The following is a 20,633-nucleotide window of genomic DNA, read 5'->3' as shown; positions in this document are numbered from 1 at the left end:
CCGCTGGACCCCGGATGGGGAGAACCTGCGCTGCCTGTCGGCCAAGGTGCTGCGCCTGCGCCAGCTCACCGAGATGCGGGCCGCCGAAATGAACCGGCGGCGCTTGGTCAAGGATGAGCAGGTTCTGGCCTCAATCACCCAGGTCATCGCCTTGTTTTCCCGCGAAATCAAGGCATTGGAGGCCAGCATTGCGGCCCTTATCACCGCCGATCCGGTCTGGAGCAAACTCAATGTGGCCTTCCGGACGATCAAGGGCGTGGCTGACCGCACTGTCGCGCGCCTGATGGCCGACTTGCCGGAAATCGGCACCTTATCCAGCAAAGCGGTCGCCAAGCTGGTGGGCCTGGCACCGATGGCCCGCGACAGCGGCAAGAGTACAGGGAAAAGACCGGTACGTGGCGGCAGATCGTCCGTGCGGGACATCCTGTTCCTGGTGGCCAGTATCACCGCCAAATATGACCCGGAACTCAAAGCCTTCTATGAACGATTGACCAAGGCCGGAAAGCCCAAAAAGGTCGTCCTCATCGCTGTCGCCCGCAAACTGCTCGTCCGTCTGAATGCAAAAGCGCGCGAGGTGCTCACAAAAACACCTCTTTGCGCTTGACCTGACAGACAGTCGCTCATGCGCCGGGCGGGCACTTCCGTGCCCTTGGCTTGGCACCGCACGTGCGGCGGGCCGGCGGTCGCCGGCCTCCAAGCCGCCTAAAGGTCAACCTTTAGGCGGCTTGGTATAATCTCGCTCACCCTCCCTGGACTGATCCTCGGTGGAGCGGAAGCCGTTTGATGCCGCGTGGGACATTCGCATCCAGCCAAGCCCTTTCAACCAAGACCATAAAGCTTCTTCCATCTGCGCAGCCGCACGCGTGCATTGTTGTACGGTGATGCGGTGTTGAGCTGGATCATCCGCCCCTTGCTGTATTTCTCATACCAGGGCGCGGCGTAGAGCGCCGCATCGGTTTCCCGTTCAACCAGCGCCACGACGCGATGATGTACCGCCGCGAGCTGCCGCAGCAGATCGGCATAGGGTGTTCCACCATGGTCAGCATAGAATTTCTGCGCCAGCCGACCAAGCTCGTTCCACTTATAGCCGGTCTCCGGAAAGTCCACCGGGACACCGCGCGCCCTGGCGTCACACCATTTCATCACAAGAAGATTCCAGCCAATCAGATAGGCGACCAGATCACAAACGCTCATCCATGTGCCCTTGGCATGGCCTTCCAGGGTGGCCTCACAGGCGCGTTCTGGGGGCAGGGTCGCGAGATCGGCCGCCAGCTTCTGATAATTGCTGTGAATGGCTTCAAGCAATTCCTGCTTACTCTGTGGTATCGCCACGATACCCCCCTCTTATACTCAGTTCTGCCAACTGGTCATTCCAATCTGTGCCATGGGATTTGGCCAACGTCATATTGACGTCATCATTGCGCCTGAAACAGTGAAACATCCATCGTTGCGCAGGGTTATACCCTGGGCAAGGCCCCATCGCCCGATGCTGAGTGCAACGGACACCCGACGGGGCCCCTCGCTGTTAAAGGAGGTTTGCGTGCAGGAATGGGTGCCCCCCACCCGCCCGGCCATGGGTCCGCAACCGGACCGGCCGCTGGAGACCGTGACAGCCGTACCGGAACTGCCCGACGATACCGGATGGGTGATCCGGCGCACCGGGTATGATCCGGAAAAGGCGGCACAGCATGAAAGCCTGTTCGCCCTGGCCAATGGCACCCTGGGCGTGCGCGGCGGCATTGACGAGGTGCCCAGCCTGACTGACGGCACCTTCCTGGCTGATTTCTTCGAACAGGCCCCAATCCATTACCATGAGCGGTTCCCCGGCTTCGCTGCCGCCACCGACACCCGTGTGCCGGTGGCGGATGGCAAATTTATCCGCATCGTGCTGGGGGATGAGCCGGTCGATATACGCGACGGCCTGCTGGACGGGCTGTTATGCGAACTGGACCTGCGCGCCGGCACCGCGGGCCGCATCCTGCGCTGGACCAGCCCCAAAGGGGCCAGCGTGGAGATCGAAGGCCAGCGTCTCGTCTCCCTCGCCCATCCGCAATTGATGGCGGTGCGGCTGACCGTGCGCTCGCTGGATTATAGCGGGCCGGTGGCCTTGCTCTCCAGCATTCAATGGGGCAAGCGGGCGGAGAAACAGGGCGACGATCCGCGCATCGGCGTCGCCCTGGGCCAAGGCGGGGTGGACAGCCAGCCGATGGAACAGGATGGCGTGCCGGCCGGGCTGGTGCAGCAGGCCCGCTTCAGCCACCGCATCGCCGTCATCCGCCAAACCCATCGGCCAGGGCCGGGGCTGGCGGCGGAACCGGTCTGGCAGACCCTGCATTCCCTGGTGGAGCCGTTCAGCGGTACATTGACGCCCGGTCAGGAATTGACCATCGAGAAATTCGTCGCCTATGGCACCGCCGAACAGGGGGGGCCGGAGATCGCCCAAGCCTTGTTTGAGGAAGCGGGCGGCGTGCTGTCCGCCGCCCGCGCCATGGGCTGGGACGGTATCGCCCGCCGTCAGCGCCAGGAACTGGACAAGTTCTGGGGCGATGCCGACGTGACGATCGAGGGTGATCCCGCCCTGCAGCAGGCGATCCGCTTCAACCTGTTCCACCTGTTCCAATCGACCGGCCGTACCGGCACCAGTTCAATCGCTGCCAAGGGGCTGACGGGCGAAGGCTATGAGGGGCATTATTTCTGGGATACGGAAACCTTTGTGCTGCCGGCCCTGGCCCTGACCGATCCGGGGCTGGCGCGGCGAATGCTGGAATATCGCGTGCGCGGGCTGCAACGGGCCCGCACCCATGCGCGGGCCATGGGCCATGCGGCCGGCGCGCTTTACCCCTGGCGCACCATCGCCGGGGATGAATGTTCAGCCCATTATCCCAGCGGATCGGCGCAATATCATATCAACGCCGATATCGCCTTCGCCGTGCGCTTTTATGAGGAGGTGACCGGCGACAGCAGCTTCCTTTACACCCATCTGGCGGAAATGCTGTTCGAGATGGCGCGCATCTGGCCACAGATCGGCCGTTTCAACCCGCGCAAGGGCGGTGCCTTCACCATTCATGAGGTGACGGGGCCGGATGAATATACCGCCCTGGTAAACAATAACTTCTACACCAACAGCATGGCACAGGCGCATCTGGCCCATGCTGCCGACCTTTACCGCCGTATGGCACGGGAAGCGCCCGACCGGCTGGCGGTTCTGGCAGAGCAAATCGGGCTGACGCGAACGGAGGCCGATCTCTGGCAGCGGGCGGCAGATGCCATGTATCTGCCTACCGACCCGCTGCTGGGCATCTCCCCACAAGATGATGATTTCCTGGACAAGCCGCTGTGGGATTTCGCCGGTACCCCGCTGGATAAATTCCCCCTGCTGCTGCATTTCCATCCGCTGGCCCTTTACCGCCACCAGGTGTGCAAGCAGGCCGATGTGGTGCAAGCCATGCTGCTGGCCGGACAGGCCATGGATAGCGGGCTGAAGCGGCGCAATTTCGCCTATTATGAGCCGATCACCGTGCATGACAGCACGCTATCCCCCAGCACCCATGCCATTATTGCCGCCGAACTGGGGGAGGCAGAAAAAGCCCTGGCCTATTATCACCAGACCGCCCGGGTGGATCTGGACGATCTGCATGGCAATGCCAGCCATGGTGTGCATATGGCCGCCATGGCGGGAAGCTGGCTGGGCATCGCCTGGGGCTTCGGTGGTCTGCGCTGGCATGGCGGCATCGCCCGGTTCCGCCCCACCCTGCCGGCCGGCTGGGCTGCCTATGGCTTCGGCATCCTCTGGCAGGGGCGGCGGCTGCGGGTGCAGGTGACGGCGGCGGGTGCCTGTTACAGCCTGCTGGAAGGCGCCCCCCTGACCCTTCTTCATTATGGCAAGCCTCTGTCCCTGACTGCTGGGGAAAGTCACTGCCTGCCGCTCTCCCCCTTCCCCTGGTCGGCCCGCGCCTTGATCTTTGATCTGGATGGGGTGCTGACCGACACGGCAGAGGCGCATTACCGGGCCTGGAAGCGGCTGGCCGACGATCTGGGCGTGCCCTTCGACCGCAGCCGGAACGAGGCAATGAAAGGCATCGACCGCGACACCTCGCTGACCATGTTGCTGGACGGGTCGGGCCTGACCCTTTCACCGGAAGCACGGCAAAAGGCGACCGACACCAAGAACGGCTATTATCAGGCGATCATCGCCGGCTACAGCCCTGCCGACCTGTTTGATGGCGTGCGGCCGCTGCTGGCACAGGCGCGGGCGGCGGGGCTGAAGATCGGCATTGCCTCAGCCAGCCGCAATGCCCCCTCCCTGCTGGAAAGGTTGGGCATCACGGACCTGCTGGACCATGTGGCCGATGCGGGTGCCATCGCCCATCCCAAGCCCGCCCCGGATATCTTTCTGTCTGTTGCTGATGCGCTGGGTGTGGCCCCGACAGATTGTATCGGGATTGAAGATAGCCAGGCCGGCATCACCGCCATCAAGGCCGCCGGCATGGCGGCAATCGGCATTGGCGATCCCGCCCTGCTGACAGAAGCCGATATTATTGTCGCGGAAACGGGGCTGCTGCGGGTGCGGGACATCGTGGCTGGGCCGGTGGGCACCAACGATCCGACCTGACTTTTTCTGCATTGCACCAAGGCAGCGGTTGCCAGTTTGGAGATATGACGCAGCGCGTCTGTCACCATGGCAACTGATGCCTTGGCGAATTGTTATTCCTCGCCGTTATTACAACCGATTTCAATTGCGAAATTCGTCCCCATCCGCATAAGTCGTAAAGCTTCACATGACCGATAACGCCGTCAACGCGTATTTTCTCAACACGGATGCTGAAATTTCTTCATGATTTATCATATCGTATAGATATGGCGGCTTCTAATATTCAAAAAATTTAAATAATATTTCTTTTCTTTTGTTTCCAATTAGATGAAAATTTGGAAAATACCCAGAAGTATAAATGGTGCTGTGACCTAAAGAAATTGATATGAGTCAAATTATGTTCGGGGATATCAATATAAAGGAAGCATTAAGCATCTCCGGGTGAATCCTCTCCCGGTCATCTGAAATGGGGGAGATCATGCGACTTTCCATCGCCGTGAAGATTATCGGGGTTGTCGGCGTTTTGGCGACCCTCTCGCTGGTGCAGTCATTGGTTCAGGGCTACGCCGCCTGGCACGGCATCACCGTTGCCCGGCAGACGGCCGACAGCAATGATGTTGCGGCTGCGATGTTGGCGGCGGCTGGAAAGTTGGCAGTTGAACGCGGCACGACCAATGGCGCGTTGGCCAGTGCAGATGTAACGGAAACCGTGCGCGCCAATATCACCAAGGCCCGCGCCGCTGTGGATGCAACCCTGACGGCAGCCTTGGCGGTGCAGAAGGAAGCGGGGGAGGCGACCGGTCGCCTGTCGGGCATCCAGACCGCTGTCGCACAGGCCCGGAGCCGTGCCGATGCCGGGCTAGGTGGCACCGGGCCGAAGGAACCCGCCCCCTGGTTTGCCACCACCACGGCCCAGATTGAGGGTTTGCTTTCTCTGGCACGCGACTCTGTTAGTGACGTGCCGCTGACAGAGGAGCAAAAATTGATGGAAGGGATCGCCGTGACGACCGATCTTGCCATCATCTCCGAACATCTCGGTCGTCAGCGTGGTTTGCTGGCCGGCATCATTGCCAGCGAAAAACCGCCCAGTGATACCCAGTTGGCCGCCATCGGCAATGCTGGCGGTGCCATTGCCATTTCCCTGGCGAACGCTGATGCCCGTGCCGCACGCCTGGGACAAGCCTTCCTGGCCAGCACCAAGGCCGCCGCCGATGCCACCAGCACCGTCAATGCTCGCTTGAAAGACGTGTTGGCCGCCGCATCCGCTGGCCAACCCTACCCCGTCAGCAGCCAGGAGTGGTTTCAGCAGGTGACCAAAGCCATTGATGCGGTGATCGCCGCGCGACATGGCCTGGAACAACAGACCGCAGCCGCATCGGCTCAGTTTCGCTCAACGCGCGGTTGGAACCTGACTGTTTCGATCCTGGTGGTGCTGGTCGGCGTCGCGGTACTGGCAGGGGCCTTCTACATTGTTACCCGGCAAATCCTGCGGCCCATGGGCGAATTGTCCCGCGCGATCGGTTTCTTTGCCCGCGAGGATTATTCCATCACCGTACCCCATTGCCAGCGGCAGGACGAGTTGGGGGCCATGGCCCGGTCGGTGGAGATTTTGAAGGAGGCCGGGCAGGAAGCGGCGCGGTTGCGCGCGGCTGAAGCGCAACAACAAGCTGACCGTAACCGGCGCACCCTGGCCGTCGAACAATTGATCGGTGGTTTTGACGAGGCGGCGTCCCGCGCCATCCGCGAAATGTCCTCTGCCGCTACGGAGCTGGAGGCCACCGCTGCGCAAATGTCCGGTATTTCCACTGAGACATTGCGCCAATCAAAGGATGCCACAGGCTCCACCGCGCGGGCGGCGGAAAAGATCCAGGCCGTGGCCGCCGCGGCGGAGGAACTGAGCGGGTCCATCGCCGAAATCCAGCGGCAGGCCGGCCGGTCCAGCCAATCGGCGGAACAGACGATGCAGCAGGCCGAACAGGCAAACAGCACGCTGACCAAGCTGACCGCCGCGGCCCAGCGCATTGGGGATGTGGTGAACCTGATCTCCGACATTGCCGGCCAGACCAACCTGCTGGCACTGAATGCCACCATCGAGGCGGCGCGCGCCGGGGAGGCCGGTAAGGGCTTCGCCGTGGTGGCCAGCGAGGTCAAGGCGCTGGCCAACCAGACGGCGAAGGCGACGGACGATATCGCCCAGCTTGTCAGCGAAATCCAGAACGTGACCGGCCAATCGGTGACGGCCATCCAGCAAGTTTCCGGTGCGATTTCCGGGCAAAGCCATATCGCCGGGGAGATTGCCCATGCGGTGGATCAACAATCCGCCGCGACAGCGGAGATTGCCGGCAGCGTGTCGGACGCCGCCAGCAGCGTGATACAGGTTGAAGGCGCGATGGAGCAGATGACGGGTGCCGCGGAGGAAGCCGGCGACATGTCCCGCCAGGTTTCCACTGCCTCCTCCAGCCTCGCCCGCAATGCCACGATGCTGCAGGACGAGATTACCCGCTTCTTCGAAGCGATCCGAGCCGCGTAATACCAAGGTGGTTTATTCTGGCTCCCACCAGGGGGCCAGAATACCGTGAACGATAAGCATCGCCTTGGGCAAGCGGACCGTCATCTGATTGAAACTATTTCACCGCCTCGTGATCGTAGGAAAAGACGCGGGCCAACTTCCAGCCATCTGGTTCCAACCGCCAGAACTGGGTGAACTTGGCCTTGCCCACCAGTTTTTCCGGGCCGTTCCCCTGGCGCTCATAGAAGACATGCTCCCCCTGCTCAAGCACGCCAACGCCGGCAATAGGGTGCAGGGTCATGCTGCCCGCCACCAACGCGCGGCGTGACCGCCAAGCGTCGGGAGCCTTTTTTGCCTCACATTGTTTTGTGTAGAGCTCGATCATCTTGGCAGCCGACCGCGCAACCTCCCCACCCTTATCATGATACATTTCGAAATCGGGGGTCAGCATAGCGGCGGTCCGCGTGGGGTCGCATTTTTCGAAGAATAAATCGAAGAATTCCGTATCGGCCTTTTCAATGGCTGATTTCAGTGCCGGCCCTTCGGGCAGGTCGATTGCGTATGAAGGAAATGAAATGATGGTCGAAAGTAGGATGGCGGAAAGAAGGTAGCGGCCCATTTGATATATCTCCCTATTGTTAACTGCATTTATTGCACAGAATATAGGTGGTTTGAAAAAATTGGAGCGAAAATATTAAAATGTGGACCATTTCGAAAACTCGCCACGATCCCGTCATCAGAAAATAATCTTGCTGAGGGCAGGTACAGGAATAATCAGGTCGCCCAAATCCGAACCAGCAACGCCGGGCCACCGGCGCAGACGATCACCACATCATCTTGTGACAGGGCCAGCGTGTCCCACTGGCCCAGACCGGCCACTCCCGCTACCAGCGCTATGGCGAATAGTGGTCCCCCCTTTGCCGCCATCGTCTCCCCTGCCCGTAGAGTCCGGCGCTCGACATGGTGACAGAAATGGCCCTGACGGGTCATTACGTTCAGATCTGTCACTGGGCCATCCATCAGGCTGGCATCCACCGCCATGTCGCCATCAAAGGCAAAGGGTGGATCTTTCGGTCCCAGCGGATGGCCATTCAATGCCAGACGACCGGACAAGACAGTCAGCGTACGGTCGATGCTGGGGAAGGTGGAAAAGGGACCATCCGCCGCCACCGCCGCCATGGAAAGCCGCCAGCCAAAATCATCCAGCCCGGCAGCAGCGGGAAAGACGGCGATTTCTGCCGTCACCCCGCCACCATTCTTCCAGGGCGTGCGGCGGTAATCTGCCGCTTTCAGCCATTGCATGGCCTCACCCCAGAATCCCCGGTAAATCCAGCCCCTTGTCGCGCGCGCATTCCAGCGCGATATCATACCCGGCATCGGCATGGCGCATCACGCCGGTGGCAGGGTCATTCCACAGCACCCGTTCCAGGCGCTTGGCGGCCTCTTGCGTGCCATCGGCCACAATCACCATGCCGCTATGCTGGGAAAAGCCCATGCCGACGCCGCCGCCATGGTGCAGCGACACCCAGGTCGCCCCCGACGCCGTGTTCAGCAGGGCATTCAGCAAGGGCCAGTCGGAGACGGCATCCGAACCATCCTGCATCGCTTCGGTTTCCCGGTTGGGCGATGCCACAGAGCCGCTGTCCAGGTGATCGCGGCCGATCACCACCGGGGCCTTCAATTCGCCCCTGGCCACCATCTCATTAAAGGCCAGCCCCAGCCGGTGGCGGTCGCCCAGGCCGACCCAGCAGATGCGGGCCGGCAGGCCCTGGAACTTGATCTTCTCCCGCGCCATGTCCAGCCAGTGATGCAGATGGGCATTGTCGGGCAGCAGTTCCTTCACCTTCTGGTCGGTCTTGTAAATATCCTCCGGGTCGCCGGACAGGGCTGCCCAGCGGAACGGGCCGATGCCCCGGCAGAACAGCGGGCGGATATAGGCCGGCACGAAGCCGGGGAAGGCGAAGGCATCCGTCACGCCCTCCTCCAGCGCCATCTGGCGGATGTTATTGCCGTAATCCAGCGTCGGCACGCCGGCTTTCCAGAAATCCAGCATGGCGCGCACCTGTTCGGCCATGCTGGCGCGCGCGGCGCGCTCCACCGCCTTCGGGTCGCTTTCGCGGCCCTTAGCCCATTGGTCCAGCGTCCAGCCGCGCGGCAAATAGCCGTTGATCGGATCATGGGCGGATGTCTGGTCCGTCACCGCATCGGGCCGCACGCCCCGGCGCACCAATTCCGGGAACACATCGGCCGCATTGCCCAGCAGGCCGACGGAGAGGGGCTTTTTCTCCGCACACGATTGGGCGATGAGGGCAAGTGCTTCATCAAGATTGTCGGTGGCGCGGTCCAGATAGCCCGTGCGCAGCCGCATATCAATGCGCGACGGCTGGCATTCCACCGCCAGGCACGAGGCCCCCGCCATCACGGCGGCCAGCGGCTGCGCCCCGCCCATGCCGCCCAAGCCGCCGGTGAGAATCCAACGCCCGGCAAGGCTGCCGCCATAATGGCGTCGCCCCACCTCCACAAACGTCTCATAGGTGCCCTGGACGATGCCTTGGGTGCCGATATAGATCCAGCTTCCCGCCGTCATCTGGCCATACATCATCAGGCCCTTGGCATCCAGCTCGTGGAACTTGTCCCAGTTGGCCCAATGGGGGACAAGGTTGGAATTGGCGATCAGCACGCGCGGCGCATCGGCATGGGTGCGGAACACCCCCACTGGCTTGCCGGATTGCACCAGCAGGGTCTGGTCATCCTCCAGCTTTGTCAGCGCCGCGACAATGCGGTCGAAGCTCTGCCAGTCGCGCGCCGCCCGGCCGATCCCGCCATAGACGACCAGTTCCTCGGGCCGTTCGGCCACATCCGGGTCCAGGTTGTTCATCAACATGCGCAAGGCTGCTTCGGTCTGCCAGCTTTTGGCGCTGCGCGTGCTGCCATGGGCGGCCTTGATGCGGCGGGAATTGTCGATACGGTTCATGTCCTGTCCCCTTCAAGCGCCCAGTCGCGGCAGATGGTAAGAATGCGGGTCAAGGCCGACACCATCGGTGCGGCATAGGTGGGATCAAAGGCGGGTGGCCAGTTGGTTGCATCCAGCGGCCATGCTGGTTCCGCCAGATAGCCCCGGCAGGCCAGTTCCATCTGCACCCCATGCACGCCATTGGCGGGCTGGCCGTAATGGCGGGTGATATAGCCGCCCTTGAAGCGGCCATTGCTGACGCGGCTGAACTGTGTGACGTCGCACGCCCGCTCCACCGCCGCCTGCAGGGCGGGGGCGCAGGATGCGCCGCTGTTGGTGCCGATATTGAAATGCGGCAGATCGCCGTCGAACAGGCGCGGCACGCGGGAGCGGATGGAATGGCAATCATACAGCACCACCCTTGGGTGCTGTTCGCGCAGCCGCGCGATCTCGGTGACCAGGGCCGCGTGATAGGGCGTGTGGTAGAGGGCGCGGCGGCGGGCCAGTTCTGCCGCATCCGGTTCCTGGCCGGGGCGGTAGAGCGGTTCGCCGTCGAAGCTGGTCAGCGGGCAGAGGTCGGTCGTCGCCTGTCCGGGATAGAGCGATGCGCCATCGGGCGGACGGTTCACGTCGATCACCGTCCGCGACAGGCGGGTACGGATGATGGTGGCACCCAGGTCGGCGGCGAAGGCGTAAAGCGCACTCACATGCCAATCCGCATCCTTGCGCGCCAGCCAGGGGTCGGCCAGCGTCGGCGCGATATCATCGGGAATGTCGGTGCCGGCATGGGGGATGGACAGGATCAGCGGCGCGTTGCCACGGGTGATGTCCAGCCAGGGATGAGTGTGGGGCATGGGGAGGTTCCTTGGTGGCAGTTGCCGTTCTCTCGCCCTTACATTCCGTCACCCCGGCGAAGGCCGGGGTCCAGTTTCGTAGAGCGAAGCGCTTGTGACCCTGGACCCCGGCCTTCGCCGGGGTGACGGTTGGAGGGAACGGGAAGGGTTTCAGAGGGGCAGAGCCCCCTCACCCCACCGAAGGCAACCCTTTGACCGTCGCCACCAGCGCCCCACCGCGTACCAGCCCCAAGGCCGCCTGAATGTCCGCGTGGAAATAGCGATCTTCCGCCAGGGTCGGGACATCCGCCCGCAGCCGGGCGCGGGCGACTTCCAGCACCGCACTGCTGGTCAGCGGCGCATGGAAATCACAGCCCTGCGCCGCCGCCAGCCACTCAATCGCAATCACGGCAAAGCCATTTTCCGCCATCGCCATCAGACGCCGTGCCCCGTGCGCCGCCATGGAGACATGGTCTTCCTGATTGGCCGAGGTGGGGATGCTGTCCACGCTGGCGGGATAGGCGCGCTGCTTATTCTCTGAAACCAGGGCCGCCGCCGTCACCTGCGGGATCATGAAGCCGGAATTCAGGCCCGGCTTCGGCGTCAGGAAGGCGGGCAGGCCGGACAAGGCCGGGTCCACCAGCATGGCAACGCGGCGTTCGGACAGGCTGCCAATCTCACAGATCGCCATGGCGATCATGTCGGCGGCAAAGGCCACCGGTTCGGCATGGAAATTCCCGCCGGACAGCACGCTGTCATCCTCGGCGAAGACCAGCGGATTGTCGGAAACGGCATTGGCCTCAATCAACAAGGTGCGCGCCGCCTGCCGCAGCAGGTCCAGCGCCGCGCCCATCACCTGCGGCTGGCAGCGCAGGCAATAGGGGTCTTGCACCCGCACATCATTGTCGCGGTGGCTGTCGCGGATGGCGGAGTTCGCCATCAGGCGGCGCAGCGTCTCCGCCACGTCAATCTGCCCCTGATGGCCGCGCAGGGTGTGGATGCGCGGGTCAAACGGCGTGTCGGAACCCTTGGCCGCCTCCGTCGACAAGGCACCGGTCACCAAGGCGCTTTGCAGCAGCCTTTCCGCCTCAAACAGCCCGGCCAGCGCATAGGCGGTGGAAAATTGCGTGCCGTTCAGCAGTGCCAAGCCTTCCTTCGGCCCCAGCAGCAGCGGCGACAGGCCGGCCGCGGCCAGCGCTGCGGCGGCCGGCTGGATCAGGCCCTCCACCGTCACCTCGCCATGGCCGATCATCGCGGCGGCCATGTGGGACAGCGGCGCCAGATCGCCCGACGCCCCGACGGACCCTTGCGCCGGCACCACAGGCAATATCCCCTTGGCCAGCATGGCCTCCAGCAGCGTCAGCACCGCCACCCGCACACCAGAGGCACCGACGCCCAGGCTGGCCAGCTTGAGCGCCATCATCAGCCGCAGCACATTTTCCGGCATCGGTTCACCGACGCCGGCGGCGTGGCTCAACACGATATTGCGCTGCAATTCTGCCAGATCGGCGTCGGCAATGCGGACAGAGGCCAGCTTGCCGAAGCCGGTATTCACACCATAGACGGGTTCCCCCTTGGCAATGATGCGGGTGATGGTGTCGGCCCCGCGCTGCACCTGGGCATGGCAGGCAGGGTCCAGCACCGGAATGGAGCCCTGATAAATCGCCCGCCACTGGTCCAGGCTGACGGCACCGGGGGTAAGGGTCAGTGTGGTAGGCATCATTGTCCCCTGAAAATGCGGCTGTGCAGCGGGTTGAAACCCATGCGGTAGACCAGTTCCGCCGGTCGTTCGATATCCCAGATGGCAAGGTCGCATTCCTTGCCCGCCTCCAGCGTGCCCACACTGCCCAGTCTGCCTAAGGCGCGGGCGGCGTGCCGTGTGACGCCCAGCAGGCATTCCTCCACCGACAGGCGGAACAGGGTCGCCCCCATATTCATCGCCAGCAGCAGGGAAGTGAGCGGTGCTGTGCCGGGATTGCAGTCGGTGGCCAGCGCCATCGCCACGCCGTGGCGGCGGAACAGGTCGATGGGTGGCAGTTTGGTGTCACGGGTGAAGTAAAACGCCCCCGGCAGCATCACCGCCACCGTGCCCGACTGCGCCATGGCGCGCACCGCCGCTTCATCCACATGTTCCAGATGATCGGCGGAGAGCGCCCCCAGGGAAGCCGCCAGGGCCGCCCCCTGCAGATTGGAAAGCTGTTCGGCGTGCAGCTTGATCGCCAACCCATTGCTCTTCGCGGCATGGAAGACGCGGCGCACCTGCGCCAGCGAAAAGCCAATCCCCTCACAGAACCCATCCACCGCATCGGCCAAGCCCTGTTCGGCCACAGCCGGGATCATCTTGCGGCAGACCAGATCAATATAGGCATCATGGTCGTCGGCAAATTCCGGCGGCACGGCGTGGGCACCTAAGAAGGTGGTGGCGATGCTGACCGGTCGGGCATCGGCCAGCGCGCGGGCGGCGCGCAGCATTTTCAATTCATCCGCCAGAGACAGGCCATAGCCGGATTTCACCTCAACCGTCGTCACCCCTTCGGCCAGCAATGCATCCAGGCGCGGCATTGTCTGGCGGATCAATTCCGCCTCATCCGCCGCGCGGGTAGCGCGCATGGTGGAGACGATGCCACCGCCCGCCCGGGCTATTTCCTCGTAGGTCGCGCCCTTCAGGCGTAGTTCAAATTCATGCGCGCGGTCGCCGGCATGGACCAGATGGGTGTGACAATCGATCAGGCCAGGGGTGATCCAACGCCCCTGGCAATCCGTCACAGTAACGGGGTTGAGGGCGGGGGCATCGCTGGCCGGGCCGGCATAAAGGATGCGGCCATCGCGGGCAGCGATGATGCCATCCTCCACGATCCCCAACCCGCCCAGGTCGGCGCGCATAGTAGCCAGACGGGCGTTTTTCCACAGATGATCAGCCGGTGTCATGCGCGCTGGTTGCTCCCTGATTTTTTTTGAGGCTTCAACGTCATCCGCGCGCCGCCTCCCTCTCTCCGTCATTCCCGCGAAGGCGGGAATCCATAACCAGGGTTAAGCCTGGACATTTCGGAACAAAAGGCACCGTCGCTTGGATTCCCGCCTTCGCGGGAATGACGGTTGAGAGAGCGGGAATGACAGAACAGAACTGCAATAGGATCAAAAACTCGATGGCGAGGTGATTGAAGAGCCACCCCTCCCTTTTATGTCTATACATTATTAATGTCTATACATTATCCTCACCCCTAGCCAAAAAATCCCCACGCCAAGGAATCCCGCCCGTGACCCACGCCCTCTGGTTCCGCCATGCCCTGCTTCCCACCGGCTGGGCTGAACAGGTGCGGCTGGAAATGGCGGCAGGCGTGATCACCCGCGCGGAAGCCAACACCCCGCCCCAGCCAACCGATGAGCGCCACGCCATCGCCCTGCCGGGCCTGCCCAACCTGCACAGCCACGCCTTTCAGCGCGGCATGGCCGGGCTGGCGGAAGTACGGGGGCCGGCAGCGGATAGTTTCTGGACCTGGCGGGAGGTGATGTACCGCTTCGCCCACCGCATCGGGCCGGACGACATGCAATCCATCGCCGCCATGGCTTTTGTGGAGATGCTGGAAAGCGGTTTCATCCGTGTGGGAGAGTTCCACTACATCCACCATGCGCCGGACGGCACAGCTTATGCCGATCTGGCGGAGATGGGCGGGCGGCTGGCGGCGGCGGCGGATGAAACCGGCATGGCGCTGACCTTGCTGCCGGTATTGTATCATTGTGGCGGCTTTGGCGGGCAGCCAACGGGGGAGGGCCAGCGCCGTTTCATCAACCGGCCGGACCTGTTCGGCCTGCTGGTTTCTGCTTCCCGCCGGGCTGTGGGCTTCCTGCCCGATGGTGTCGTGGGCGTGGCCCCACACAGTCTGCGCGCCGTCACGCCGGACAGCCTGTCGCTGGCCGTCGCACAGGCCGAAGGCGGGCCGATCCATATCCATATCGCCGAACAGATGCGGGAGGTGGCGGATTGTCGGGCCTGGTCCAACCAACGCCCAGTGAACTGGCTGTTGCAAAACATGCCGGTGACTAAGCAATGGTGCCTGATCCACGCCACCCATATGGATGGGTGCGAGACGGAACGGCTGGCGCGCAGCGGTGCCGTTGCCGGCCTCTGCCCGATTACAGAGGCCAATCTGGGCGACGGCATTGTCAATGCCGTGGATTATCTGGCCGCCGGCGGGCGGTTCGGCATCGGGTCGGACAGCAATGTGCTGATCGATGCGGCAGAAGAATTGCGCAGCCTGGAATATGCCCAGCGGCTGAAACACCAGGGGCGCAACATGCTGGCTGGCGGTGGCGGTTCCACCGGGCGGCGGCTGTTTGAGGGCGCGCTGGCCGGTGGCGCCCAGGCGCTGGGCCAGGGGCTGGCGGGGCTGCAGGTGGGGGCGTCGGCTGATCTGTTCAGCCTGGATGCCACCCATCCCAGCCTGACGGCCCGCAACGGTGACGGGCTGCTGGACGGGTTCATTTTCGGCGGGCGGTCAATGGTGGACATGGTTTGGCGGCGCGGGCGACGCGTGGTAAGCCAGGGCCGCCATCAGGCGCGCGACACCATCGCCGCCCGTTATCGCCGGACGATTGAGAAGATTCTGTCATGACCCTGGCCGAAACCGGCCCCGCCCCGCTGCACCAGCGCATCCGCGCCGATATCGAAGGCCTGATCCTGTCCGGCACCCTGCGCCCCGGTGAGCGCATCCCGGTGGAGCATGAGTTGATGGCGCGCTATGGCTGCGCCCGGATGACGGTGAACAAGGCCCTGTCGGCCCTGGCCGATGCCGGGCTGATCGAACGGCGCAAGCGGGCGGGCAGTTTTGTTTCCAGCCCGAAAATCCATATAGCGGCCTTGGCCATCCCCGATATCCAGGCGGAAATCGTCGGGCGCGGCATGACCTATGGCATGGAGCTGCTGCACCGCGCCCTGCTGCCGGCGGCAGAGGTGGCGGCCGACCGTATGGTGTTGAAGCGCGGCGGGCGGGCCTTGCTGCTGCGCTGCCGCCATCTGGCCGACGGGGCCCCGTTCGCGCTGGAGGAACGCTTGATCAATCTGGCCGCCGTGCCGGAGGCGGAGGGGGTGGATTTTTCCACCGTGCCGCCCGGTTCCTGGCTGCTGTCACATGTGCCCTGGACAGAGGCCGAACACCGCATCGCCGCCATCCAGGCGGGGGCGGATGGGGCGGCTTTGGGGCTGGCGGAGAGTGCGGCGTGCCTGCTGCTGGACCGCCGCACCTGGCGGCAAACCCCCACCGGCCCCGCCCCCGTCACCGCCGTGCGGCAGTTATTTCCCGGCGCCATGTTCGATCTGGTGGCGCGGTTCAGCGGCGGCTGAGGCCAGACCGGCGACAGATTGCCGTTTTTATCAAGTTTGCCTGCCGCCCCGGCCAAGCAGGTTTTCCCGGCGCATGGTTCCCTTGACCCCTGATAATCGGTGCCGCGAACAGACGGCACCGGACAAGGGTCGGGAGGAAAAACCATGCAGATTACCGCTGCCGTCATCCGGGAGCCGGGTGGCCCCTTCAATCTAGAACATCTGGAGATCGAACAGCCGCTGCCGGGCGAGGTGCTGGTGAAGGTGGCGGCCACCGGGGTCTGCCATACCGACATGGTGATGCGCGACCGGCTGTTACCGGTCCCCCAACCGGTGGTGCTGGGGCATGAAGGGGCCGGCACCGTGCTGGCGATCGGGGCTGGCGTCACCAAGGTGAAGCCCGGCGATGCCGTGGTGATGAGCTTCAATTCCTGCGGCCATTGCCCCTCTTGCAGCGACGCGGCCCCCGCCTATTGCCATGAATTTTTCCCGCGCAATTTCTTCGGCGCGCGCGGTGATGGCAGCAGCGGCCTGTCCCGCGATGGGGAGATGATCCACGCCAATATTTTCGGCCAATCCTCCTTCGCCACCCATGCGCTGTGCCATCAGCGCAATGTGGTGAAGGTGCCGGCCGATGTGCCGCTGGCCCTGCTGGGGCCGCTGGGCTGTGGTGTGTTGACCGGGGCCGGCACGGTGCTGAACGCGCTGAAGGTGCGGGCGGGATCGTCGGTAGCGGTGATGGGCGTGGGCACGGTGGGGCTCAGCGCCATCATGGCCGCCAAGGTGGCCGGCGCTGCCCGCATCATCGCCATCGATCCGGTGGCCAGCCGGCTGGATCTGGCGTCCGAACTGGGGGCCACCCATGTCATCGATCCGCGCGGCGGCGGCAATCTGGCGGAAAAGGTGATGGGCCTGACCGGCGGGGTGGGCGTGGATTACGCCATCGACACCTCGGCCCGGTCGGAGGTGATCCGCCAGGGCCTGATGATGCTGGCCCCGCGCGGGGAATGCGCCGTGGTCGGCGCCGTCACCTTCGGCCAGGATATCCCGGTCGATGGCGGCCATCTGCTGTCCGGCGGGCGCCGGCTGCGCGGCGTGGTGGAAGGGGATGCCGATCCGGAACAGTTCGTGCCGCAACTGGTGGCACTCTATCGTGACGGCAAACTGCCCTTTGACCGGTTCGTGCGCTTCTTCCCCTTCAGCGCCATCAATGAAGCGGTGGCAGAGTCCGAGGCCGGCCGGGTGATCAAGCCGATCCTGCTGATGCCCGGTACGGAGGTACCCAACCCATGAGCCTGGACCCCAATATTGCCGGGATGCTGGCCGAACTGAACGGGTCCGGCCAGCCGGACATGGGCAGCCTGCCCCCCGCCATCATCCGGCAGGTGCTGCATGATAGCTGCCTTGCCATGGAAGGGCCGCCCGATGCGGTGGCCCGGGTGCGGCGGGATATCAACCTGACCGGGGCCTCCGGCCCCCTGCCGGCCCGGCTTTACACACCGGCCGGGGCGCCGCCGGTCGGCCCCTGCCTGCTGTTCTTCCATGGCGGTGGCTTTGTCGCCGGCGATCTGGACAGCCATGACGGGTTCTGCCGCCGGTTTGCCGCCCTGTCGGGCCTGCGGGTGCTGTCCGCCAGCTATCGGCTGGCCCCGGAACACCCGTTCCCGGCGGCGCATGATGATGTGCTGGCGGTGCTGCGCCAGGTGCTGGCGGGGCAGGCCGATCCCAGCATCGATCCCGCCCATCTGGCGGTCGGTGGCGATTCCGCCGGGGGCAATCTGGCCGCATCCGCCGTGCTGGATGTGGCCAATGACCAGGGCCCCCGGCCCCGCCTGTTGCTGGCGATCTATCCGGTGGTGCAGTTCACGCATGAAACGGAAAGCCTGCGCCGCTGCGGCGAGGGCTATCTGCTGACCCGCGCCAGCATGGACGCCTTCACCGCCATGACCTTCCCCGATCCGGAAAGCCGTGGCAACCGGCGCGCCAACCTGCTGGCCCGGCCGGACCTGATGGAAGCACCGGCAACCCTGGTGGTGACCGCCGGTTACGATCCGCTGATGGATGAAGGGTGCGATCTGGCCCTGGCCCTGCGTCGGGCGGGCGTGCCGGTGGCCCATCACCATCACCCCGCCCTGATCCATGCCTTCATTCATATGAGCGGGGTGACACCGGCCGTCCCGCAGGCCATCGCCAAGATGGCGGCCTTTGCCAAGGTGGCCGTGGGTGGGTAATGCCAAGCTGCCGGCGGCAGCGCCCGGCGCTGAGGGAACAGGCACATACCAAGCTTGAACCCGGCTTTTACCCCGGTTCGCTAGGGTGGGATGATCCCACCCTGGAGAACCAGAGCCCCGATGTCCGCTGCCAACGCCCTGCCCATCGGCCTGCGCCACCGTGATGTTCTGTTCGCGCTGGGTCTGGTCTTCATCCTCACCATCCTGATCCTGCCGGTACCGGGCTGGATGCTGGACATGGGGCTGGCGCTCTCCATGGCGATCAGCGTGCTGATCTTGATGGTGGGGCTGTGGATCGCGCGGCCGCTGGATTTTTCCAGCTTTCCCACCATTCTGCTGATTTCCACCCTGCTGCGCCTGTCGCTCAACCTTGCCTCCACCCGGCTGATCCTGTCACAGGGCCATACGGGCACGGATGCGGCGGGCCATGTGATCATGGGTTTTGCCGATTTCGTCATGGGCGGCAATTTCGTCATCGGCCTGATCATCTTTGCCATTCTGGTGGTGGTGAATTTCATCGTCATCACCAAGGGCGCCAGCCGCATTGCGGAGGTGGGCGCCCGTTTCGCCCTGGATGCCATGCCCGGCAAGCAGATGGCCATCGATGCCGACCTGTCCGCCGGCTTGATTGACGAGACGGCGGCGCGCCTGCGCCGCAGCGAGCTGGAACAGGAAAGCCAGTTCTATGGCGCCATGGATGGCGCCTCCAAATTCGTGCGCGGCGATGCGGTGGCGGGGCTGATCATCACCGCCATCAATATCCTGGGCGGGCTGTTGATCGGTGTCGCCCAGCATGATTTGAGCTTTGCTGACGCTGCCCGCACCTACACCATCCTCAGCGTCGGTGACGGCCTGGTCACCCAGATCCCTGCCCTGATCGTCAGTCTGGCCGCCGGTATCCTGGTCTCCAAGGGCGGCAACAGGGGCTCCATCGATCAGGCGATGCTGACCCAGCTGGGCGCCTATCCCAAGGCGCTGGGCGTGGCGTCCGGCCTGCTGCTGCTGCTGGGGGCCACGCCCGGCCTGCCGCTGTTCCCCTTTCTGCTGCTGTCCGGGCTGGCGGGCAGTCTGGCCTGGTACCTGCCGCGCTATGCCGCCCAGCAGGAAGACCAGAAACGCCATGATGAGCTGATGGCCGCCAAGGCCCCCACGGCGGAAGAGCCGGTGGCCGACATGCTGCGGGTGGATGATATCCGCGTGGAACTGGGCAGCGGCCTTGTCTCCCTGATCCTGGACCCGGCCACCGGCCTGTCGGCCAAGGTACGCCGCCTGCGCAAGCGCTTTGCCACCGAATATGGTTTCCTGCTGCCCTCGGTGCGCCTGCGCGACAGCGCCAGCGTGGCGATGAACGCCTATGAAGTCTCCATCCAGGGCGTGATGGTCGCCAAGGGCGATGTTCAGGTACGCAAGATGCTGTGCATCGACCCGCGCAATGAAGGTATCGATGTGCCCGGCACCGACACGCGCGAACCCACCTTCGGCCTGCCCGCCCGCTGGATTGAGCCGATGCTGGCGGAAGAGGCGGAACTGAAGGGCTTCACCGTCGTCGATCCGGACAGCGTGATCACCACCCATCTGGCCGAGGTGATCAAGGAACATATGCCCATCCTGCTCAGCTATGCCGCCACCAAGCGGCTGCTGGATGAGATGGACCGCGAGCATCAGAAACTGGTGGCCGACCTGATCCCCGGTCAGGTCAGCCTGTCGGTGGTGCAGCGGGTGTTGCAGGCCCTGCTGGCAGAGCGGGTTTCCATCCGCAACCTCCCCTTGATCCTGGAAGGGATTTCAGAGGCCGCCGCCTGGACCCGCAACATCACCATGATGACCGAACATGTGCGTTCCCGCCTGTCGCTGCAGATCTGTCAGGCACTGACGACCGGGGAAGGCTATATCCCCGTCATCGTCGTCAGCCCGGAATGGGAACAGGCCTTCCTGGATAATATTGTGGAGCAGGGGGAGGATCGGCAATTCGTCATGCCGCCTTCCACGGTGCAGGAATTCCTGCTGGCCGCCCGTGCCCGCATCCAGGCCCATGCCACGGCGGATTACTGGCCCGCCGTGCTGGTGGCGCCGGCGGCGCGGCCCTTTGTCCGCTCGCTGCTGGAACGGGTCAGCCCCTCCACCCCCGTCATTTGCCATAACGAACTGCACCGCAAGGCCCCCGTCACCACCATCGACCAGATTTAAGGGCGGACG

Annotated in this window: 15 protein-coding genes; 8 read left to right on the top strand and 7 right to left on the bottom strand. The window is 64.0% G+C overall.

From position 1 onward, the window contains the following. The coding region (locus GE253_RS18420; protein ID WP_153205609.1) for a transposase at positions 1–604 on the top strand (604 nt) is incomplete at its 5' end. Between the two features lie 215 nt (positions 605–819). On the opposite strand, the gene GE253_RS18415 is transcribed toward GE253_RS18420, so the two are convergent. Next, on the bottom strand, positions 820–1,332 hold the full coding sequence (locus GE253_RS18415; protein ID WP_348770895.1) for a ClbS/DfsB family four-helix bundle protein: 513 nt from the start codon (positions 1,330–1,332) through the stop codon (positions 820–822). 208 nt (positions 1,333–1,540) lie between these two features. Here GE253_RS18415 and pgmB point away from each other — a divergent pair, with 208 nt between their 5' ends. Together pgmB and GE253_RS18405 are read left to right on the top strand one after the other, a co-directional pair. Then, the gene (pgmB, locus tag GE253_RS26330; protein WP_348770894.1) at positions 1,541–4,612 is read left to right on the top strand and encodes a beta-phosphoglucomutase; all 3,072 of its coding nucleotides are present in this window, start codon (positions 1,541–1,543) and stop codon (positions 4,610–4,612) included. A 457-nt stretch (positions 4,613–5,069) separates the two neighbouring features. Beyond that, positions 5,070–7,121, top strand: a complete 2,052-nt coding sequence (locus tag GE253_RS18405) for a methyl-accepting chemotaxis protein (protein ID WP_173012716.1) — start codon at positions 5,070–5,072, stop codon at positions 7,119–7,121. 94 nt (positions 7,122–7,215) lie between these two features. On the opposite strand, the gene GE253_RS18400 is transcribed toward GE253_RS18405, so the two are convergent. The 6 genes from GE253_RS18400 to hutI form a co-directional block, all read right to left on the bottom strand. After that, on the bottom strand, positions 7,216–7,719 hold the full coding sequence (locus GE253_RS18400) for a nuclear transport factor 2 family protein (RefSeq protein WP_153205607.1): 504 nt from the start codon (positions 7,717–7,719) through the stop codon (positions 7,216–7,218). Between the two features lie 155 nt (positions 7,720–7,874). After that, a complete protein-coding gene (locus tag GE253_RS18395; protein WP_153205606.1) occupies positions 7,875–8,402 on the bottom strand; it encodes a HutD family protein in 528 nt (175 codons plus the stop codon). Positions 8,403–8,406: 4 nt separating this feature from the next. Continuing rightward, complete coding sequence (gene hutU / locus GE253_RS18390) at positions 8,407–10,074, bottom strand: urocanate hydratase (protein WP_153205605.1); 1,668 nt, start codon at positions 10,072–10,074, stop codon at positions 8,407–8,409. Next, the gene (hutG, locus tag GE253_RS18385) at positions 10,071–10,907 is read right to left on the bottom strand and encodes an N-formylglutamate deformylase (protein ID WP_153205604.1); all 837 of its coding nucleotides are present in this window, start codon (positions 10,905–10,907) and stop codon (positions 10,071–10,073) included. Before hutG ends, hutU begins: the two co-directional genes overlap by 4 nt. 169 nt (positions 10,908–11,076) lie before the next feature. Next, positions 11,077–12,609, bottom strand: coding sequence for a histidine ammonia-lyase (gene hutH, locus GE253_RS18380; RefSeq protein WP_211101509.1), 1,533 nt, complete (start codon positions 12,607–12,609; stop codon positions 11,077–11,079). Next, the gene (hutI, locus tag GE253_RS18375) at positions 12,606–13,814 is read right to left on the bottom strand and encodes an imidazolonepropionase (RefSeq protein WP_153205603.1); all 1,209 of its coding nucleotides are present in this window, start codon (positions 13,812–13,814) and stop codon (positions 12,606–12,608) included. Before hutI ends, hutH begins: the two co-directional genes overlap by 4 nt. A 329-nt stretch (positions 13,815–14,143) precedes the next feature. Between hutI and GE253_RS18370 the strand changes: the two genes are divergently transcribed. The 5 genes from GE253_RS18370 (at position 14,144) to flhA (ending at position 20,624) form a co-directional block, all read left to right on the top strand. Next, positions 14,144–15,499, top strand: a complete 1,356-nt coding sequence (locus GE253_RS18370) for a formimidoylglutamate deiminase (RefSeq protein WP_348770893.1) — start codon at positions 14,144–14,146, stop codon at positions 15,497–15,499. Beyond that, positions 15,496–16,227: a histidine utilization repressor gene (hutC, locus tag GE253_RS18365; protein ID WP_153205601.1), complete on the top strand. Its 732-nt coding sequence runs from the start codon at positions 15,496–15,498 to the stop codon at positions 16,225–16,227. The genes GE253_RS18370 and hutC overlap by 4 nt, the downstream gene beginning before the upstream one ends. A 144-nt stretch (positions 16,228–16,371) precedes the next feature. Then, positions 16,372–17,499 (top strand): NAD(P)-dependent alcohol dehydrogenase, encoded by a 1,128-nt coding sequence (locus GE253_RS18360; protein ID WP_153205600.1) that lies wholly within the window; start codon positions 16,372–16,374, stop codon positions 17,497–17,499. Beyond that, complete coding sequence (locus tag GE253_RS18355) at positions 17,496–18,437, top strand: alpha/beta hydrolase (RefSeq protein WP_153205599.1); 942 nt, start codon at positions 17,496–17,498, stop codon at positions 18,435–18,437. The genes GE253_RS18360 and GE253_RS18355 overlap by 4 nt, the downstream gene beginning before the upstream one ends. A gap of 120 nt (positions 18,438–18,557) precedes the next feature. Beyond that, on the top strand, positions 18,558–20,624 hold the full coding sequence (flhA, locus tag GE253_RS18350) for a flagellar biosynthesis protein FlhA (RefSeq protein WP_153205598.1): 2,067 nt from the start codon (positions 18,558–18,560) through the stop codon (positions 20,622–20,624). Positions 20,625–20,633 lie beyond the last annotated feature (9 nt).

The sequence above is a fragment of the Niveispirillum sp. SYP-B3756 genome, from assembly GCF_009495745.1.
Taxonomy (GTDB): Bacteria; Pseudomonadota; Alphaproteobacteria; order Azospirillales; family Azospirillaceae; genus Niveispirillum.
The sequence above is the reverse complement of the archived record's forward strand: the minus strand, read 5'-3'. Positions and strand labels throughout refer to the sequence as shown.

What these genes read in the sequence shown, in the direction of transcription:
- GE253_RS18405 (WP_173012716.1), top strand. Translation starts at nt 5,070, where the DNA reads ATGCGACTTTCCATCGCCGTGAAGATTATCGGGGTTGTCGGCGTTTTG.
- GE253_RS18400 (WP_153205607.1), bottom strand. Translation starts at nt 7,719, where the DNA reads ATGGGCCGCTACCTTCTTTCCGCCATCCTACTTTCGACCATCATTTCA.
- GE253_RS18395 (WP_153205606.1), bottom strand. Translation starts at nt 8,402, where the DNA reads ATGCAATGGCTGAAAGCGGCAGATTACCGCCGCACGCCCTGGAAGAAT.
- hutU (WP_153205605.1), bottom strand. Translation starts at nt 10,074, where the DNA reads ATGAACCGTATCGACAATTCCCGCCGCATCAAGGCCGCCCATGGCAGC.
- hutG (WP_153205604.1), bottom strand. Translation starts at nt 10,907, where the DNA reads ATGCCCCACACTCATCCCTGGCTGGACATCACCCGTGGCAACGCGCCG.
- hutH (WP_211101509.1), bottom strand. Translation starts at nt 12,609, where the DNA reads ATGATGCCTACCACACTGACCCTTACCCCCGGTGCCGTCAGCCTGGAC.
- hutI (WP_153205603.1), bottom strand. Translation starts at nt 13,814, where the DNA reads ATGACACCGGCTGATCATCTGTGGAAAAACGCCCGTCTGGCTACTATG.
- hutC (WP_153205601.1), top strand. Translation starts at nt 15,496, where the DNA reads ATGACCCTGGCCGAAACCGGCCCCGCCCCGCTGCACCAGCGCATCCGC.
- GE253_RS18360 (WP_153205600.1), top strand. Translation starts at nt 16,372, where the DNA reads ATGCAGATTACCGCTGCCGTCATCCGGGAGCCGGGTGGCCCCTTCAAT.
- GE253_RS18355 (WP_153205599.1), top strand. Translation starts at nt 17,496, where the DNA reads ATGAGCCTGGACCCCAATATTGCCGGGATGCTGGCCGAACTGAACGGG.
- flhA (WP_153205598.1), top strand. Translation starts at nt 18,558, where the DNA reads ATGTCCGCTGCCAACGCCCTGCCCATCGGCCTGCGCCACCGTGATGTT.